This is a genomic window from Streptomyces sp. NBC_00464 (genome assembly GCF_036013915.1).
Taxonomy (GTDB): domain Bacteria; phylum Actinomycetota; class Actinomycetes; order Streptomycetales; family Streptomycetaceae; genus Streptomyces.
The window spans coordinates 4,405,890-4,423,910 of record NZ_CP107899.1 but is presented as its reverse complement, the minus strand read 5'-3'; the positions used below and the strand labels follow the sequence as shown (position 1 = coordinate 4,423,910).

At 69.8% G+C, this 18,021-nt stretch carries 17 protein-coding genes; 11 read left to right on the top strand and 6 right to left on the bottom strand.

From position 1 onward, the window contains the following. The first annotated feature begins 77 nt into the window (after positions 1 to 77). Positions 78 to 644, top strand: a complete 567-nt coding sequence (locus tag OG912_RS19960; protein WP_327710532.1) for a hypothetical protein — start codon at positions 78 to 80, stop codon at positions 642 to 644. Positions 645 to 656: 12 nt separating this feature from the next. Here the strand turns inward: OG912_RS19960 and OG912_RS19955 are convergent, their stop codons facing one another. Further along, on the bottom strand, positions 657 to 1,154 hold the full coding sequence (locus OG912_RS19955; RefSeq protein WP_327710531.1) for an ATP-binding protein: 498 nt from the start codon (positions 1,152 to 1,154) through the stop codon (positions 657 to 659). A gap of 135 nt (positions 1,155 to 1,289) precedes the next feature. Between OG912_RS19955 and OG912_RS19950 the strand changes: the two genes are divergently transcribed. Next, positions 1,290 to 2,156 carry a helix-turn-helix domain-containing protein gene (locus OG912_RS19950; RefSeq protein ID WP_327710530.1) on the top strand — a complete coding sequence of 289 codons (867 nt, stop codon included), beginning with the start codon at positions 1,290 to 1,292 and terminating at the stop codon, positions 2,154 to 2,156. Beyond that, positions 2,153 to 2,398: a DUF397 domain-containing protein gene (locus tag OG912_RS19945; RefSeq protein WP_327710529.1), complete on the top strand. Its 246-nt coding sequence runs from the start codon at positions 2,153 to 2,155 to the stop codon at positions 2,396 to 2,398. Before OG912_RS19950 ends, OG912_RS19945 begins: the two co-directional genes overlap by 4 nt. Before the next feature lie 36 nt (positions 2,399 to 2,434). Here OG912_RS19945 and OG912_RS19940 read toward each other — a convergent pair whose 3' ends face one another. Continuing rightward, positions 2,435 to 3,025 (bottom strand): TetR/AcrR family transcriptional regulator, encoded by a 591-nt coding sequence (locus OG912_RS19940; RefSeq protein ID WP_327710528.1) that lies wholly within the window; start codon positions 3,023 to 3,025, stop codon positions 2,435 to 2,437. A gap of 93 nt (positions 3,026 to 3,118) precedes the next feature. Here OG912_RS19940 and OG912_RS19935 point away from each other — a divergent pair, with 93 nt between their 5' ends. The 4 genes from OG912_RS19935 (at position 3,119) to OG912_RS19920 (ending at position 5,973) form a co-directional block, all read left to right on the top strand. Then, positions 3,119 to 3,925, top strand: coding sequence for an enoyl-CoA hydratase/isomerase family protein (locus OG912_RS19935; RefSeq protein WP_327710527.1), 807 nt, complete (start codon positions 3,119 to 3,121; stop codon positions 3,923 to 3,925). 63 nt (positions 3,926 to 3,988) lie between these two features. After that, positions 3,989 to 4,330: a VOC family protein gene (locus OG912_RS19930; RefSeq protein WP_327710526.1), complete on the top strand. Its 342-nt coding sequence runs from the start codon at positions 3,989 to 3,991 to the stop codon at positions 4,328 to 4,330. A gap of 372 nt (positions 4,331 to 4,702) precedes the next feature. Further along, positions 4,703 to 5,614 (top strand): helix-turn-helix domain-containing protein, encoded by a 912-nt coding sequence (locus OG912_RS19925; protein ID WP_327710525.1) that lies wholly within the window; start codon positions 4,703 to 4,705, stop codon positions 5,612 to 5,614. A 197-nt stretch (positions 5,615 to 5,811) separates the two neighbouring features. After that, positions 5,812 to 5,973, top strand: coding sequence for a hypothetical protein (locus OG912_RS19920; RefSeq protein ID WP_327710524.1), 162 nt, complete (start codon positions 5,812 to 5,814; stop codon positions 5,971 to 5,973). A 43-nt stretch (positions 5,974 to 6,016) separates the two neighbouring features. Here the strand turns inward: OG912_RS19920 and OG912_RS19915 are convergent, their stop codons facing one another. Then, the gene (locus tag OG912_RS19915; RefSeq protein ID WP_327710523.1) at positions 6,017 to 6,697 is read right to left on the bottom strand and encodes a hypothetical protein; all 681 of its coding nucleotides are present in this window, start codon (positions 6,695 to 6,697) and stop codon (positions 6,017 to 6,019) included. A gap of 258 nt (positions 6,698 to 6,955) precedes the next feature. On the opposite strand from OG912_RS19915, the gene OG912_RS40075 reads away from it, so the two are divergent. After that, positions 6,956 to 9,253, top strand: coding sequence for a hypothetical protein (locus tag OG912_RS40075; RefSeq protein ID WP_443060996.1), 2,298 nt, complete (start codon positions 6,956 to 6,958; stop codon positions 9,251 to 9,253). A gap of 226 nt (positions 9,254 to 9,479) precedes the next feature. After that, positions 9,480 to 10,235 carry a hypothetical protein gene (locus OG912_RS19905; protein ID WP_327713480.1) on the top strand — a complete coding sequence of 252 codons (756 nt, stop codon included), beginning with the start codon at positions 9,480 to 9,482 and terminating at the stop codon, positions 10,233 to 10,235. 253 nt (positions 10,236 to 10,488) lie between these two features. Here the strand turns inward: OG912_RS19905 and OG912_RS19900 are convergent, their stop codons facing one another. Together OG912_RS19900 and OG912_RS19895 are read right to left on the bottom strand one after the other, a co-directional pair. Next, positions 10,489 to 13,443, bottom strand: coding sequence for a hypothetical protein (locus tag OG912_RS19900; RefSeq protein WP_327710522.1), 2,955 nt, complete (start codon positions 13,441 to 13,443; stop codon positions 10,489 to 10,491). Then, the gene (locus tag OG912_RS19895) at positions 13,443 to 16,031 is read right to left on the bottom strand and encodes a S8 family serine peptidase (RefSeq protein ID WP_327710521.1); all 2,589 of its coding nucleotides are present in this window, start codon (positions 16,029 to 16,031) and stop codon (positions 13,443 to 13,445) included. Before OG912_RS19895 ends, OG912_RS19900 begins: the two co-directional genes overlap by 1 nt. Positions 16,032 to 16,293: 262 nt before the next feature. On the opposite strand from OG912_RS19895, the gene OG912_RS19890 reads away from it, so the two are divergent. Next, complete coding sequence (locus OG912_RS19890) at positions 16,294 to 16,662, top strand: DUF4267 domain-containing protein (RefSeq protein WP_327710520.1); 369 nt, start codon at positions 16,294 to 16,296, stop codon at positions 16,660 to 16,662. 47 nt (positions 16,663 to 16,709) lie between these two features. Then, positions 16,710 to 17,207: a cupin domain-containing protein gene (locus OG912_RS19885; RefSeq protein ID WP_327710519.1), complete on the top strand. Its 498-nt coding sequence runs from the start codon at positions 16,710 to 16,712 to the stop codon at positions 17,205 to 17,207. Between the two features lie 30 nt (positions 17,208 to 17,237). On the opposite strand, the gene OG912_RS19880 is transcribed toward OG912_RS19885, so the two are convergent. Next, positions 17,238 to 18,002 (bottom strand): MerR family transcriptional regulator, encoded by a 765-nt coding sequence (locus OG912_RS19880; protein WP_327713479.1) that lies wholly within the window; start codon positions 18,000 to 18,002, stop codon positions 17,238 to 17,240. Positions 18,003 to 18,021 lie beyond the last annotated feature (19 nt).

Genomic DNA, 18,021 nt, shown 5'->3' with positions numbered 1-18,021 from the left:
GCCCTGTCCGGTCCCTGTGGCACGCTTCTCGCTTCGTCGTGGGGCGCTCGGCCCTGCGAGCTGGGGGGAGTACGGCTGTGCGCAGGACGAAGTGGGCCACTGTGGCGGTGGCGGTGTCGGTGGCGGCCATCGCGCTCGGAGCCGCAGGCTGCGGCACGAGCGACGCCGACGCCGAGGGGGCCGCCGCCGCCCCGATATCGACGACGCCCCGGCCCAAGGGCACCGGGCCGCTCACGAAGGACATCGTGCGCACTGACATCAACACCTCGGCCGCGGACGCGGGCATTCCGGCGAACGCACCGGAATGGGGGCGTGGCTTCGACGAGGCCCCCGCCGACTCGGCGCGGTCGTGCAGCGCCAGCTTCAAGGGTTTCGGAACCGAGGCCACTCCGGTCGATGTCGACCGCCACAAGACGGTGGTGGACGAGCTGCGTGAGCGCGGCTGGCAGCAGACCCGGACAGCGAAGGAACGCAACGACCGGGGCGACAGGCAGATCAACATGAGCCAGGCGATCCTCAAGCAGCGCGGCTGGACCGTGGTCGCGACCTACCGGACCTTTGACGAGAACGGCGTGATCACCCTGACGGCCTTCGAGGACGCATGTATGAAGGAGAAGGGCGCCGATTCCGGGCCGGTCGGCTGATCCGGCCCATCCTCACCGTGTCGGTTCGGCGGCTGCCGGCGACGGTCGGTCGTGGCACTTCCTGGATGGGCGCGCAACGGTCCACGGCGCGGGCCCGCCCGTCCGGCACTCCGCCCACACCGTCTTCCCGATGACGCGCTCGGCCACCCCCCACTTCGCCGCCAGCGCCTCGACGAGGTGAAGGCCGTGGCCGGCCTCCGACCCGACCTCCGGTGCGCTCATCTCCGGCCGCCGCTCCCCTCGCGCGTCCGACACCTCGATCCGGAGCCCGGCCGCGTCCGCCGTCAGCCGCAGCTCGAAGTCCCGCCCCGGTACGTACCCGTGCACCACCGCGTTCGCCGCCAGCTCGGCCACGATCACCGCCACGTCGTCGGACAGCTCGCTCCCGTACGGCACTCCCCACTCGTCCAGCTGATGCACCGCGAGCCGGCGCGCCAGCCTGGCGCCACGGCGGGTGGCGGTGAAGCGTTGGACGAACTCGGCGCCCACAAGGGTGATTTCGGCGTTCATGTGACTCAGCGTGTCCGCGTACTCGTACGCTGACCAGGAGTGACACCACGACGCCGTGAAGCTGTACGGGACCTTCCTGCCGGCTGTACGGGCTGTCGGCCGTGACCGGGTACGGACAGAGGCGGTACGGGACAGATGGCGAACGCGGAACGCGAAGAACGGCCGGAGCGCCCGGTCGAGTCGGACGGTACGGCGCACCTGTTCAGGGCGCTGGGCAAACAGATCAAGGTCTTGCGCGAACGCGCGGGCCTGAGCCAGCGGGAGCTGGGCCTCGCGACGCACTGCGGCGAGGACCTGGTGTCGGCGGTGGAGCGGGGGGTGCGAACGCCTCAGCCGGACTTCCTTGAGCGTGTGGACCAGGTGCTCGACGCGGGCGGGGTGCTGGCGGCGGCTGCGGACGAGGTGCGGGAGGCGTTGGCGCGGACGCGGACGCGGCACCCGGACTGGTTCCGGGACTACGCGCGGGTGGAGGCGGAGGCCGTCGCGCTGCACGAGTACAGCGCTCAGGTCGTTCCCGGCCTGCTTCAGACGGAGGCCTATGCGCGGGCCGTATTCACTCAGAGACGCCCGCTGCTGAACGAGGAGACCATCGAAAAGCGCGTCACCGATCGGCTGGATCGGCAGCGGATCTTCGAGCGCTGGCCCGCTCCGACCTTCAGCTACGTGCTGGAAGAGACAACGCTACGCCGCCCCATCGGAGGAAGGGCTGTGCACGCAGACCAGATGCGGCAGCTTCTACGAGTCGGCCGCCTCCGCACAGTGGAGATTCAGGTGATGCCAACCGAGCGCGAGGAACACCCAGCCATTGACGGCACGTTCACCTTGATCACACCCAAGGGACGCCCCCAGGCTGCCTACACAGAGCTGTACGGCAACCCGCGGCTCATTACCGAGCCAGAAGCAGTCCGAGTCTTCAGCGAGCGCTATGGGATCATCCGAGCGCAGGCTCTCACCCCGAGGGAGTCCCTGACCCTGATCGAGAAGATGCTGGGAGAGCGATGAACACCGAGCAACTGCACTGGTTCAAGAGCAGCTACAGCGGCGGCGAGGGCGGAGCCTGCATCGAGGTCGCCTACGACTGGCGCAAGTCCAGCTACAGCACCGGCGAAGGCGGCAACTGCATCGAGGTAGCCACCTCCCCCGCCACCATCCACATCCGCGACTCCAAGAACCTCCAGGCCCCCCACGTAGACGTGGCCCCCGCCGCCTGGTCCGCCTTCGTCACCTACGTCCGCCGGGGCTGATCCGGCACCGGACGGATTTTCGTACGGGTCCGGCTCTCAGCGAGGACGCACTCCGGTAACCACGACATCGAGTAGGTGGCCGACCCGACTCGTCCGTTCCCGGGCACCCTCGGTGGCCACCGCGATGCCGTTGGTCAGGCTGAGCAGATCCGAGATCGTGAGGTCACTCCGGGCCGTGCCCTCCTGCTGCGCCTGATGCAGAAGTTCCCCGCCCGCCGCACGCACCTCGTCGTGGCGGGCTTCCACGTGCGTTCCGGACTCGGCCAGTTCCTCGGAGAGCAGCGCGGCAAGGCCCCGGAACGTGCAGTTGTGCTCCACGACTTCCCGCATCCAGATTTCAAGGGCCTGCCCGGGTGCGAACTCGTCCGAGAGCCCACGTGCTCGCGCGCAGAGGGCCCCGACCCGCTCGTCCATCACCGCAGCGGCAAGTGCGCGTCTCCCCCGGAAGTGGCGGTGCAGCGTCGCCGAGCCGACGCCCGCATGCCCGGCAATCCGCTCCAGCGAAACCAACACACCTTCCTGCGCGAAGAGTTGACCGGCTGATGCCACGATCCGCTCGCGGCTGATCCGGGCATCGGCACGCACGTGCCGATCGACACCCGCGCGCACCTCGTCGTCTGGCTGCATTCTTTCCCGTCTTCTCGCTAAATGGGGTCTGACCCCGTTTACTGTGGCATGGTGAGGCGCCAGGCTCCTGCCGATCGAAAGGTTCGATGCCCGATGCCCGATGCCCTTGGTGATCGCGACAAGCTTGTCGGCGGCTTCGTGGAACGCCCGTCGCTGGATCGGTATGCCACCGCTTTCTCCGAACACTTCGCCATCCAACGGGACGCGGGAGTCATCGAGATCCGTATGCACACTGCGGGCCGATCGGCCGTCCTTTCGCGTGCGCTGCTGAACGCCTGGGGGCGCGTGCTCACGGAGGCCGGCGCGGACCCGGACAACGAGGTCGTGATCATCACGGGCACGGACGGACACTGGATGGCCGGGGTGGACCACCGGTCGTTCGCGCAACCGTTGTCGCAGTGGTCCAGCGACATGCTGTACGAGCAGTACGCGGACGGGGTACGGCTGCTTGAGGGCCTGGTTCTCCACGTCGACGTACCGACCATCGGCGTGCTGAACGGGCCCGGACCGCGACAGGAACTGGCCTTGATGTGCGACATCACCCTGTGCGCCGACGACGTGGTGATCGCGGACGGGAACTTCGCCGCAGGTTCGGTGCCCGGCGACGGCATGTACCTGGCGCTGGAGGAGCTGATCGGCACCAAGCGTGCCGCCCACCTCGCTTACACGGGAGGGGGAATCGACTCCGCGACCGCGCTGCGATGGGGGCTGGTCAATGAGGTGCTCCCGAGGGAACAACTGATGGACCGGGCCCGCCGAATCGCGGAGACGGTCATGGCTGCGCCTCGTACATCCCGTCGACTCACCCATGCGGTCGTCAGCCACCCGTGGCGGCGCAGGATCTCCGAGGATCTGCGTGGCCTGTATGCGCGTCAACTTCTGGCCGGCAGTGGCCATTAGCGCCGCCGCGAACTCACCCGGCCATCCGGACACCCGGCACACTCCAAGGAGCCCCCAGCGACCATGAACATCGACTCCGTAATCGCGCGCCAGCGTGTTGACGACCTGGATGCAGCCATCCCCTTCTACGAGAAGTTGACTGGCCTGACGGCCGCCCGCTTCGCCTTCGCCGGGGTGACTCTGGCCGGCATCGGCCCCTTCTTGCTGTTCAGCGGGCCCGACGAGGCGGTACAGCAGGTCGCAGGGGTCGCGGCCACGCTCGCGGTCGTCGACCTGAAAGCGGCAGTCGACGAAGCCGTGGCGGCCGGGGCCACCGTGCTGAGGCCGGCCCAGCCCACGCCCAACGGCCATCGCGCGGTGCTCCGCCACCCCCACGGAGGCGTGTACGAGTACGTCGGCCCCTGAGTAACACGTCACGTCCTGGCCGCCCAGTACGCCTGCCGGGCCTGCCGGGCCTGCCGGGCCTGCCGGGCCTGCCCCCGGATCGTGCGCCACCGGGTCGCGGGAATCCACGACGCGGTACCCACATCGTGGATTCCCGCGTCCCGGTGCGCCGCGACGTAAAGGCTTTTAAAGGCTCTTGGAAGAGAACTAAATACCCACCCAACCCGCCCGGCGTCCTCGTCACCCGCACGGGTGAGGTTCGCCAACTGAGCTGGATTTGCCCCCGGTTGCGTGGCATATGCTCGCCGCACCAAACTTCAGACCTCTGACGGCCCCCGCCGGGACGACAATCCCGAGCGGGGGCCTGACCAACACGGAAGTAGCACCTTCCTGATGGCTACCTCGCAGGTTATCGCGGCCCCCTACGTCCCGCCCTCTGGCGTCGAACATGCCAACGTCCGCCACACCGAACGCTTCACCGTCGTGGGCAATCACCTCAGCCAGCACCCCGAACTCTCCCTCGCCGCCCGGGGCCTGGCCCTCCACATCCAGTCGCTGCCGCCCGGCGCCAAGATCGGCATCAAGGCCCTCGCCGCCCGTCTGCCCGCCGACAGCGAGCACCGCATTGCCGAGGCCCTGCGGGAGCTGGAGCAGCACGGCTACTTGAAGCGCACCCGGGTGCGTTCGCCGGAGGGCAAGGTCTACACGCGCACGGTGTCGTACAACCACCCGGACCCTGCCGCCCTCGCCAAGGCGCAGACGCAGACGGTCAAGCCGCGCAAGCCCCGCCCGGCCCCGGCCCCCTCGCCGAAGCCCACTCCCGCACCGCCCCCGGCGCAGCTCGCGGAGCCCGCACCCCTCCCCCGCGTACCCGCACCCACGGCCAAGAAGCCCCCGCGTCCCCCGCTGCCTCAGCCGCTCAACCCCCGGCCGCAGCTGCTCCAGGCTGCCGCGCTCCTCCTCGTCGGGCTACAGAACCAGGACGCCGAACTCGTCCTGACCGAGGAGCAGATCGACTTCCTCGCTCCCGGTGTGGCGGCATGGTTCGAGCGGGACGCCTCGCCCGCCGCCGTACGCAAAGCGCTCACCGAGGATCTGCCCAGGCCCGTACGGTTCCCGGCACAGCTGGTGAGGCACCGGCTCACGGTCTCCCTGCCGTCCGGGCGCTCCCTGCCTGCCGCGTTCCGCCCGGTGCCGATGCAGAACTGCGACGGCTGCGACCGGGCGTTCAGGGCTCCGGAGCCGGGCAGCTGCGACGAGTGCGCAGGGGCCACGGACACGTACCCGCTGAACAGCTGCGGTTGAATGGGCCGGTGAACGAGACCGCAGCGCTCCACAGACGGTGCGCTCGGCTTCGCCCCACTGCCCCTTCTCCGGGCCCTGCATGAGGCCCTGACCGCCACAGGCTGCACGGCGCTGCCCGAGCTGGACCGGCCGCAGGTGGCCTACCAGGTGACCGGTGCCAGCGGCGACCTGTGCACGCCCGCCCTCCCTGGGGCGACATGGATGTCACGCCCTGCCTCGCCCGGGCCCTGCGCACCTGTGACCCGGCTGGGTTCGACATCCAGTACGTCGGGTTGGACGACCTGATCCGTATGCGGCACGCCCTCGGCCGCCCCAAGGATCTCCGTCGCGCGGCCGAACTTGAGGCCTTGCGCCCCTGAGAAGCGCACACGCAGCGGCCTCGGGGCGGGGCCTCCTGCGGGGTCACCCCTCCGGGACGTACCGGACGCCCGCGAGAGGCGCGGTGGGCTGTGCGCCGAACTTCTCCGCGACGGTGCCCTCGGTGCCGTGGTGCACCACCTGGAGGGCGACATGGGTGTCCCATTCGCGCAGGTCGAGCCGCACGCGGGGGGAGCCGCCCTCGGACTTCATGTTCACGATCAACTCGTCCGGGTATCCGGCACGGTTGAGTGCGGTCCGCACCTCGGCGGCGTCCTCGCCCGTGCCCTTGAGGGCGGTGGTGACGTGCGCGGCGAACTTGTCCGCGTAGCAGATCTCGGGCTTGGTGAGCGGGACCGGCTCCAGAAGGTTCCCGTCGGGCACGGGCGGCGCGGAGTCCTCGGTGACGGGCGGATCGGCGGGCACGGGAAGGCGGTCGCCGGGATCACCCGTGGGCTTGATGGAGGGGTCTTCTTCGGGAACGGTGGGGATCTCGCCGGGGCCGAGGACCTTGTCGGTCTTGCTGTCGTCCAGCGGCGGGCAGTCGGCGGTAAGCCTGAGGGACAGCCTCATGAAATCGACCACCGGTTCGCCGGAGCCCTCGCCCTCGGACGCCGGGGCGACCCTGTCGGTCTTCATGGCGGCGGCCTGGGGCGTGCTGGAGCAGGCGGTGAGAGTGAGTGCGCCCAGAGCGAGGGTGGCTACGGCGTGCGCTATTCGAGGCATGTCGTCAACGTAGAGTCGCGCGCCGCCACAGCCATGAGTACGTGTACTCACCTCGAAGCCGGGCCCCTAACGGGGCGTTCGCCGACTGGGGCTTTCGCGGGGGCATCTGCTCGCGGTCGGTGCCGGCCGCCCGCGACGGGGTCGGCAGTGTTGTCAGTGGCCTGCGGCATGATGCTGGGCACGTGACGGCCTGCCTGGTAGAGGCTTTGAGCCGTGCTCGACGAGGGGAGTGCTGTGCATAGGCCGGTCGCAGGTGAGGTGTGCGTCCACGATCGCCAGATCTACGTCGAGAGCGATCCTGGCGGCGTCAGACCTGACCTCGCCAAGGCGCTCACCCACCAGATCGGGGGGCTGTGCGGCGCTGCGGCACCAGGTGTGATCGTCCTGTCCACCGGGCTGTACGCGGGCGACGTCGGCTTTGTCGTGGAAGTCCACGAAACGGCACCTGCGCTGGACCCGGTCTGGGATGACGTGATGGAGGTGTCCTACCGCCCCGCGTCGGAACGCACACGGCTGGTACAGGGGGACGCCGAGGCCGCATGGGACCTGGGTCTCGCTCGGACCGACTACCGGGTCCGGTACTGCGCCCGGGGAATGGACGAGGGAAGGGAGCTCTCCACCAGAGGTGCCGGGGAGCCGCAGGCGGACAGTTACCTCCTGCAGTTCTGGCCTGCCCCACCCCGCCCGGACGAGGTCATCCGCCACACCTCGCGGATGGCCGGGGACCTGCACATGTACGCTCGCGCGACGGCGCGCACGCCCGAACAGCTCGCCGAGGCCGGCCGTCTGACGCGCCAGGTGTTCCAACGGGCCGCCGAGGAGCCGGCCGAACAAGCCGCCGAGGGGCGGCGCCTGCACCACGAGGAATGGGAGTGGGGTGGCCGGCTGCCGAGTGAGCGGCTGCGTCGTGCCCGTGAGAGCAACGTCCTGGGTCTGCTCCGCTTCGACGGCGACCTGGTGCACGCCCTCGATGTCGTGGGTCCCGAGGTCCAGCGTGCAGTGGCATTGCTGGCCGCACGGCGGGCCTGCGAGGCCGCAGGCCTGACCGATGTGCCGTGGGTGGCCCGGGCGCTCTCGGAATTGGCGGAGGGACACCCTCTGCCGGCGCCGTTCGACAACCCGGCCCGGATGCGGGAGACCCTGCGCTCCGACCCTCGGGTACCGGACACGTCGGTGCTCGGGGCGATACCTCCGCAGCGGCCTCCGTACGTCCCGCCACCGTCCGCCGACACAACGAACAAGGCCTTCGTGACGGTGCACCCTGCCGCTACGCCACAGACCCGGGGCCTGATCTCGCAGCCGCACTTCGCTCTTCCCGCCGTGCTCGCCGCCGCCAAACCCGCACCGCTCGCAGCGGCACTGGACGCGGTATGGCATGCCCTGAACACATACGGCGAGCACTACCCCGGCCTGCTGGACGAGATCCGGTCGGTGTGCGCCGAGCGGGCCATGAGTGTGGACGCTGCACTCCGTACCCGTACCACCCCGCCCCGCCCGGTCGACGTCACCGCGGTCGCCCCGCAACTGACCCCGCTGGCACGCACGGCGACCCGGCTGCATCCCCGCCCCGGGTCGCCCACACCGTACGAGAGTTCAGTCGGCGGGCCGCTGCTGTGGCCCGCCGACGAGCCGTGGCCGCACTGCGAAGGACCGCACAAGTGGGACGGGCTCAACGCGATCCATTCGCCGGAGGACGTGCGGCAGCAGCGACGCATACAGGCGGCGGTGGCAAACCGGCCGGGTGGCGAGCCCCCGAGGACCCAATACACGCCCGCGGAACGGGCGATCGCTGAGCGGATCCAGACCGGCCGCCCATGGCCCGAGGGCCCGATACCCCTGCTGCCCGTGGCCCAGTTGTACGTACGCGACGTCCCCATGCTGTGCCCGCCCGAGCAGGCCGAGGCAGATCTGCTTCAAGTGCTGTGGTGCCCCTTCGACCACCTCGCGCATCCCGAGACCGCGCTGTTCTGGCGGTCCGCCGCCACAGTCACCGACATCCTCGACACACCCCCCGAGCCGCCCGCGATCCAGTTCCCCGGCTATCTGCCGGAGCCGTGCCTGCTGGCACCGGAGCAGATCACCGAGTACCCCAACATCATGGAACTGGGCAAAGGGCTCCAGCAACAGCTGGAGGACTGGCGCAGATGGCAGGAAGTCGGCGCCGTTCTGGGCAGCTCTGACACGCCCTACCCCCTGGACAGCTCTGACAGGCCCTACTCGAAGGATTTTTACAATGAGTTCTACACAGGCAGGCTGTCCGTCGCTCCCGGCTGGAAGGTCGGTGGATGGACCCGTTGGGACCTCACCGATCCCCGGCCCCGGCTCTGTCCCTCATGCGGCACCGAAATGGATCCGCTGCTGACCATCGCCTCAGAGGAATGGGACTCGAACTATCCCGACTGGATTCCCTACGAGGACCGTGCCCGCTCGCTGTCATCCACCACCCATCCTGAACCGCACAACCCGACCATGCTCGGCCTCGCCGGAGGCTACGGCCTGCAACTGCACGTCTGCCCGGTATCCCCGGACCACCCGCACATCGAGCTGATCCAGTGAGCCGATTCCCGGTCAGCAGTTGCCCGGCCGTCTGCTGGACTTCGGCGGCGGCCGGCTCCAGTTCCAGTTCCAGCAGGCGATGCTTCGGCAGGTCGGCGATCTCCAGCCGACCTGCCGGGTACACCGTGACCTCCACCGGTACCTCGCACGGGCCCAGTTGTCAGACGTCACTGGCAGCATCCCTCCTATGAACGCCACCGTTACCACCCCGCCCCGGGCTGATGCCATGAACGCTTACGGGAAGACCATCGACCGGGCGGACGTCTCACCGTTCACGCCTTCTCTCGCCAAAGCGGTGTTCAGGGACCTGACCCCGATGCACGTCTCCCGGCCGGCCGCGATAGCCGCCGCGTCGGTGACGCGGACCGTGCTGACGGAGATCATCGACGCCGCGAGGAGGGCGGCGGCAGAGGAGAACCGAACGAGACTGCTTCCCACGGACCTGATCTCGGCGATCGACCGGGACGTCGAACTCGACGTGGGGGGAACGTGGTTCGGATACAGCTCGACGTTCAAGGAGCGGATGGGTGTCGTACGCGACGCCGAGGGTGTCATCGTGACCCCTCCCAAGCGCAGCAGGTCGCGCAGACCGAGCGCTGTGGCCGGCTCCCACCGGTTCGAGGCCGGGGTCAGGAAGCTGCTGCGTAGCCAGGGGGTGTCGGCCGTCCCGGCGATGGTCCGCGACCTGGACGGGATCGCGAGCACGTTCCTGACGGACCTCGCCCGGGACGCGGTGATGGTCGTCCGCGAGGACGGGGTCAAGCGTTTCGGTACGGTCGCCTCAGTGATGCCGGGCGGCGAACCGGCTCCGCCCCTCGCGCTCGACGAATCCCTCCGGGCCCTGTCCGTCCGCAGCGGGGCCAGGCGGACCGTCGGCCGGGATGACGTCATGGCCGCCACCAGGATGCGGTTGTTCGTCGGCATCAGGCAGCGCGCCCTCGCCGAGGCACGCGAGGCGACACGCGACGCTTCGGCGGGCTGAGCGGAGCGGCCGACCGCCGACGTCGCCACCCAGGGGCGATCCCTACGCCTCGCCCTCTCTGAAATTCCGCCGGTCGGCGGTTCCCCAGTACCACCCCAGAGAAGCCGGGCGAGGCGTAGGGATCTCCGCGACCGTATGTCGTTGCCATTACTGGTGCGTTACATGCCGGCGCACGCCAACTGGGCTTGCGCTAAACGCGAGAGCCGACGCCCCCGCAGTGGTGCGGGGACGCCGGCTCGGAGTGTGCGGGGGATCAGGCGTTGTCGATGCTCAGGGTGATCGCCGAACGGATGGCGGTGTAGGAGCCCGACACCTCGTTGCCGACGAGGCCCGCCGTGCGGTCGGTGCCGTACGCGTCGAACGGCAGGGTGATGATCTCGTCCTTGCCGTCCCCGTCGAGGTCGGCCACGAAGTGCTCCCGGGCGCCCCAGGCGTTGAAGCCGGTGACGGCCGTCTGGTGGGGTTCGACGTCGGCCTTCAGGACCTCGGGCCTGTACAGCGCGACGAACGTCTCGCCGCTGCGGACGAGGATGCGGGCGCCGTCGGGGCCGGTGGCGAAGGAGCCGCTGCGGATCTCGGCAATGGCGCGGGCTTGGCCGTCCAGGCCGTCGGCACCGTAGGTGCGGAGCGAGGCGAGGCTGTTCTCCACCAGGCCCTCGGGGCCCGTGGTCCAGTTGGCGAGGGTGGCGTAGCCGCCCGCCTTGGCCTCGTGCAGCAGTTCGCCGGTGCGGCCGTCGCGGATCTGGACCATGTTGGTCAGCTGGTTGGGCGGCGACTGCTCGGAGTTGCCGCGCACCACGTAGGTGAAGACCACCGCGTGACCGTCGGCGTAGGGGATGCCGGACGAGGCGAACGTGCCGGCCCGCAGCGGCATGCCGAGGACGGCGCCCTGGCTGGTGCCGGGTGCCTTCGGGGTGAACGACCAGGCGGCCGAACCGTCCTTGCCGTTCAGCGCGACGCCGCCCGTGGCGACCGGCGCGACAGGACTCTGGCCGCGGGTCTGGTACTGGGCGTAGATCTTGCCGTCGGCGGCCGACAGGTCGGCGAACGCCGGGGTGCCGATCTCCGCCGGGACCGCGTACTCCCACTTCAGGGAGCCGTCGCCCTCGTAGGCGCGGACCTTGTCGGTCGCCACGGCGACCTCCGCGGCGCCGTCGCCGTCGAGGTCGGAGGCGACGACGTTACGGACGTACTCGCCGGCGCCCGCCTTGATGACGGTCAGGACCTTGCCGGTGCGGGCGTCGACGATCGCGGCCGCCGTGCTCGCGGCGACGATCAGCTCGTCGCGTCCGTCACCGGTGGTGTCGGCCTTGATGACCTGGACCACGCGGCCGGGCAGCGTCGCCTCCCACAGCCGCTTCGGCTGACCGGCGACCATCGACGTGCCGTCGTAGGCGAACAGGCCGTTGGACGAGCCGCCGAGGACGACGTCGTTCTTCTTGTCGCCGTTGATGTCCGTGGCGGCGGCGGTGGTGGGGACGCCTTCCAGCGGCTGAACGGCCTTCTCCGCGCCGTTGCCGAGGTTGTAGACGCGTACGTTCTGGTCGGTGTCGGCGGTCCGTATCCGCCACGAGCCGTCCTTGAACGGCTCGGTGAACAGAGGCGAGCCGATGACACCGCTCTTCTCCCACGTCACGGCACCCTTGGTGCCGCTGAGCACGGAGATCCTGGCGTAGTGGGAGCCGTAGCGGTTCTCGGCGGCCTGCAGGTCCGTGTCGTCCAGGTAGGAGGCGACGATCTTGCCGTCGGCCGCCTTCAGGCCCCAGGCGGCGGCGACGTCGCCCTCGTCGCCCGCCCGCTTGACGGTGCGCGCCCAGAGCAGGCTCGCGTCGTCGCCGTCGAGCGCGCGGACGCTGTTGGTGTTCATGTCGGGAACCGGGCTGTACTTGGATTCGGAGAGCGTCGACTCGCTGACCGTGTATTCCGGCTTGGAGCCGCCCTGGATGTCGCCGATCTCCAGCGCGAGGGGAAGCGCGTTGATCCGCTCGGTGAGGGTGGTCCGGGTGCCGTCGGCGAGGTCGTACGCGGCGATCTCGTACTTCACACCCTCGGTGTAGTCCGACTGCTCCAGCGCCACGACGCGGTCACGCTTGGCGTCCAGGCGCAGCTGCCGTACGTAGAGCCGACCGGTCTGTGACCACTTGACACTGCCGTCCTCGGTGTCGATCACCAGGGTGTGGCCGCTGGGGGTCTGGTCGGTGGCGTAGTCGCGGTCCTGGTTCCAGGAGGCGGCGATCAGCCCGTCGCCCAGCGCCTGGAGCGAGCCCCACTGGACGCCGTTGTAGAGCTCGGCTTCGTGCGTCCAGGTCTGCTTCGGGGTGAGCTTGCCGTCGGCGAAGTCGAAGCGGATGCCGGTCAGGGTGGCCTTGGAGCCGGCCGGGGAGTTCATGTTGGAGAACGCGGAGTCCGCGATCACCAGCGTCTTGCCGACCAGTTTGACGTTGTAGGCGGCCGCGTAGAGCTTCGACCACAGCGTCTTGCCGGTGGCGCCGTCCAGCACCGTGACGAAGGTGCCGTTGGGCAGCGAGGAGCCCGGCGAGGTGAACGGACGGTAGGGCAGCACGCCGACCTCGGCGGTGAAGACGATGTCGTCCACGCCGTCGCCGGTCAGGTCGCCGGTGGTGACACCGTCGTCGCTGGCCATGGCGAACGGGCTGATCGCGTTGAAGCCCATCACCACGGCGGGCGGGTAGGGCTCCTTGCTGCCGCGGGGGGACGGGGTGATCTGCCAGTCCGCGTCCAGGGACGTCGCGTCGCGCGACCAGAGCTGTTTGCCGTCGGCGCCGACGCGCTGGATCGGGCTGAGCCCGTTGACGGAGAAGTAGTCACCCTTCGAGCCGCCGACCGGGAAGGTGGCGGCCATGCCCTGGGCGCCCTCGATGCCGGACTTCTTGGTCAGCTTCCAGGAGCCGGTGGCGTCGGTCGAGGCACCGCCGTCGGGCGCGGAGGCGTCCTCGCCCGCCGCGGCGGCGGTCTTGTCGGCGGTCTCCTTGGCTGCCTCGGCGGTCTGCCGGGCGTCGCCCTGGCTCCGCCCGTCGCCGTAGACGTCGGGCATGAGGCGGCCGGCCATCTCCGTGGCCTGACTGTCGGTGAGCGTCAGGAGGCCGTTGCTGTCGTCGGCGTGGACCGCCGGGGCGATGCTCAGGGCGAGGCCGGAGGCAACCAGCATGGAGGCCAGGCGCAGGCCCCGTCGTTGCGGGTTTCTCATCAGATGTCCTTCGGGGAGAAGCGGAGGGCGGTGGCGTCGCTCAGGACGGTCTCGTTGAACGAGCTGCCGAGACCGTCGGTGCCGGCCTGGTTCTCGATACCGGTGGTGGCCGAACCGCCGCGCTGCGACGCGGCGCTGCCGATGCCCTTGTACTGGAGGGTGACGGCGCCGGTGGCCTCGTCGAAGACGGCCTCGAAGGAGACGCGCACCGAGGTGTCGGAGGCGAAGGCGGCGTTGTTCCACACGATGGCGAACTGACGGGAGCCGGTCTTTCCGGTGACGGCGGTCTGGACGCTCGACTTCTGGTCCAGGGTGAGGTCGTCCCAGAAGGCGGCGACCACGCCGTTGGGCTGGGCGGGCGCAGGCAGCGCGATGTTGGCGTAGTCGCCCAGGCGCGGCTGGAGGAAGTTGACCAGGCCGTTGGTGGTGACAGAGGCGCTGGTGTAACTCACGCCGTAGTGGCGCACCGGGAACGGCAGGCTGATCTTCGTGGCGTCCTCGTCACCAGTCAGGGCGATGCTCTTCGAGCCCTTGACCCAGGAGGAGGCGACCGGGGCGCAGGAGTAGGTACCGGCCGCGTCCGTACGGTTGGGCAGCTTCACGTCGGCCGTCTCGTCGCCGTCGACCTTCAGCGCGCCGTTGTAGACGCCGTTGCACACGACCGGGGCGGCCGGGGCGACGGACAGCGTGTAGGCGCCCTCGGCGACCTTCGGCAGGGTGAACAGGCCCTGGCTGTCCGTGGTGACCGCCGCGATCGGGGTGCCGGTCACGGAGACGGTGGCCTTCGCGAGCGGTCGGCCGGTGACGTCGAGGACGGTGCCGGTCACCTTGTGCGCGGGCACGGCGGTGAGCGCGAGGTCCTGCGTCAGGGGCTGTCCCATGGTCAGTTCGACGCCCGAGGCCGTGCCGGTCACGTAGCCGTAGGAGCCGGCCGAGAAGCTGTAGGTGCCCGGGAGCAGCGACAGCCGGTAGGAGCCGTCGGTCCCGGTGGTCACCGAGCGGTTCGTGGAGTCGTTCGTGGCCTTGACGGTGACGCCCGACAGCGGGGTGCCGCTCGCCTTGTCCGTGATCTTTCCGGAGACCGTCACCGCGGTGTGCGGGGCCTTCTCCACGGAGGCGAAGATGTCGAGCTTGCCCTCGCCCCACACGTTGTTCATGCCGGCGGTGCCGCCGCAGTGCGTGTCCTCGACGTCGCGCGCGCCCTCGTTCAGGAGTGCGCGGGTGCCCTCGATGTCACCGATGAGCGAGGGGGCCGCCGACCACAGCAGCGCGACCGCGCCCGCGACGTGCGGCGTCGCCATCGACGTACCGCTGATGGTGTTGTACGACGAACCGGGCCAGGTGGCCGTGACGTCGACGCCCGGTGCCGAGATGTTCGGCTTCGCGAGGCCGTCGATCGGGGAGGGGCCGAAGCCGGAGAACTTGGCGATCTTGCCGGCGGAGTCGTACGCGCCCACCCCGTAGGAGGCGACCTGCGCGCCCGGCGGGTGCGTGGTGGAGCAGGTGACGCCGTCACCGTCGTTACCGGCCGCGAACGCCTCGAAGATGCCCGCGGAGTTCCAGGCCTCGACGATCTCCTTGTAGAAGGTGTTGTCGTCGCCGCCCCACGAGTTGTTGACGATGTTCGGGGCCAGGTCCGGGCGCGGGTTCTGCCCGTTGTGGTCGGTCGGGGCGAGGATCCACTGACCGGCCTTGAGGAGGTAGTCGTCCGTGCACTTGTCGGACTCGCAGCCCTTGGCCGCGATCCACTTCGCGTCCGGGGCGACACCGATGCCGTTCTTGCCGACCATCGTGCCCATCGTGTGGGTGCCGTGGCCGGCGTTGTCGCACGGTGCACCGGCGCTGCCGCAGACCCCGGTCGGGTCGTAGAAGTTGTAGTCGTGCGTGAACGAGCCGTCGCCGTTGTTGCCCCGGTACTGCTGCACCAGGTCCGGGTGGTCGTACTGCACACCCGAGTCGACGTTGGCGATGACGATGCCCTCGCCGCGGTTGTCGTACTGCGACCAGACCTGGTCGGCCTTGATGTCCTTGACACCCCACTCCGGGGTGTCGTCGCCCGTGGCGGAGGATTCGGTCCCGGCGGCCCGAGTGCGCGAGGCGGTGACCTTGCTGTCGGACGTCTCGATGTCGTCGAGCTTGTACGTCCGCGCCTTGACGATCCTGGCCACGTCGGAACGCTTCGCCAGCTCGTCCACCAGCGCCTGGTCACCGGTCACCTGGACCGTGTTGGCGATCCAGTAGTCCTGGTGCCCGACCTTCTCCTTGTCGAGGAAGGTGGTGAGCGAGCGCTGGCCCTTGTCCGCGGTGTCACGCAGCGCCTTGTAGGCCGCCTGGGCCGCCTGGGCATGGGTCGTCTTGCGCTTGGCGGCCGTGAGGTCGGCCTGGTCCTTCAGAACGACGAAGAAGCGGGCGTCCGCGCCGCCGCGCACGGCGGACGCCAGCCCGGCATCGATCTTGCCCGACGCCGGACTCGACGGTGCGGAGTCGGCAAGAGCGGGTACGGGGCCGGCCAGCATCGCGGCAGCCGCGCTGAGCGAGGCCGCCGCCCACACGGCACGTCTACGCCTGGGCGATCGGGACAGGTGCATCAAGGCACTCCTCCGGAGGAAGGCAGTCGGGTGCCCGGACCCTAGGAGGCCGCCGTTACTCGGCCATTACAGGCCAGTTGCTCTCGCCACGTCCGCCCCGGTGCGGCCCCGCCGCCACTGGCAGACGGCCGTTCTCCGGCGATCGTGAACCCTGAGGTAAACGGCCCGTTGCCGAGATCGTCGTTGCCGGGGTGCTCGGATTCTTCGAAGCTGATGCGGCGTAACGCCGCTCCCGCACATCAGTTTCCCGAGGAGCCGTCACATGACCCTCGCTGCCTACACCTTGGCAACCATGCTCAACCTGCTCGTCCTGTTCATCGGGTTCCGGTTCCTGTTCCGGCCCGGTCCGGCCGCCGCAGGCTACGGGGTGCCCGCCAGGGCCGACGTCAATCCGGCCTACCTCACCATCAAGGGGCTGCGGGACGGGACGTTCGGCATCATGGGGCTGGCCCTTTTGGCGTTCGAAGGCGCCCATGCCGGGGGCTGGTTCATGCTGGTCGTGGCACTGTGCCCGCTCGGGGACACCGTGATCGTGCTGCGGAACGGAGGAAACAAGGCCGTCGCGTACGGGATCCACCTCGCCACCGCCGTCGCCGTCCTCATCAGCGCGGCCCTGCTGTTCGCCGCCTGAGCCACCGGGGCGCCCGTACAGGGCGCCGCAGACCCCAGGAGTTCCTCATGTCCCTCGTCCTGCCCGACTTCTCCTCGTCCGTGATCGTCCGCTCGGCCGACGCCGAAGTGGTCGGTGGCGCGCCCACCACGATCCGTCTGCTGGCCGACAGCAGCGAGACCGGCGGTGCGCTTTCCACCCAGCGGGTCACCCTCGCGGACGGTGCCGACGGTGCGCGTCCGCACCGTCACGACAACTCCGCCGAGATGTTCTACATGCTGGACGGCGCCGCCCAGTTCCTCTCCGGCGACGAGGTCGTCACCGCGGAGCCCGGCGATCTGGTCGTCGTCCCTCCGGGCCTCCCGCACGCCTTCGCCGCGGCTCCCGGGTGCGATGCCGACATCCTCATCGTCATCACGCCGGGCGTCGAACGCTTCGAGTACTTCCGCCACTTGAAGCGCATCGCACTGGGCGAGGTCACCCCGGAGAGCCTGCTGGAGGTGCAGGAGTTGTACGACACCTACTTCCTCGGCAGCAAGGCGTGGGACGGGGCGCGGGCCAAGTAGGCCGTCGGAGGGCGGCGGGGGCGGCCCCGGTCAGCTCAGGCGGGCCTCGGCGTACACGACCATCGCATCGCGCTGGTACGCGGCCAGGCCGTCGGCGATGCGGTCGAAGTTGGCCCGCATCCGCGGGTCGTCGACGTACGTCCGGCCCAGGCCCCGGTAGGCCTCCGCGTTCGGCGTCCAGAACCGGCAGATGCCCCGGAAGTGCGCGTCCGTCTCCGCCTGCACAGCGGGGTCGTCGGCCGGTGTGCCCGCGACCATGAACTCCGCGAGCCGGATCATCTGCGCGGTGGTTTCCCGCTGCCACGCCTCCTGGTCCGCATCGGTCATCGTGTCCCGGGCCCGGCGGGACTCCTCCCACGCCGCCGGCCACCGCTCGCGCGCCTCGGTGTCCTCCTCCGCGGTGTGCTCAAGGCCCTCGAACAGGTTCTCCGGCCTGTTGATCTTCGCCATGTCGTTGCCGTCCTTTCCTTCCTCCAGTTCGGTGATGGTCCGCTCGACCGTGCGGACGAGCGTGTCCAGCCGGTCACGCTCCTCACGCAGCCGCCTGCTGTGCTCGCGCAGTGCGCTCACCGGGTCGGTGCGCTCGTCCAGCACGCGCCGGATCTCACGCAGCCCCAGACCCAGCTCCCGCATCAGCAGGATCCGCTGCAGGCGCAGCAGTCCGGCCTCTTCGTAGAAGCGGTGCCCGTTGCTCCCGATCCCCGCAGGCGGCAGCAGGCCGATCTCGTCGTAGTGCCGCAGCGTCCGGGACGTCACCCCGGACATCCGCACCACCTCCGCGATCGACCAGGCCATGGCCGCGCCTCCCTTCACC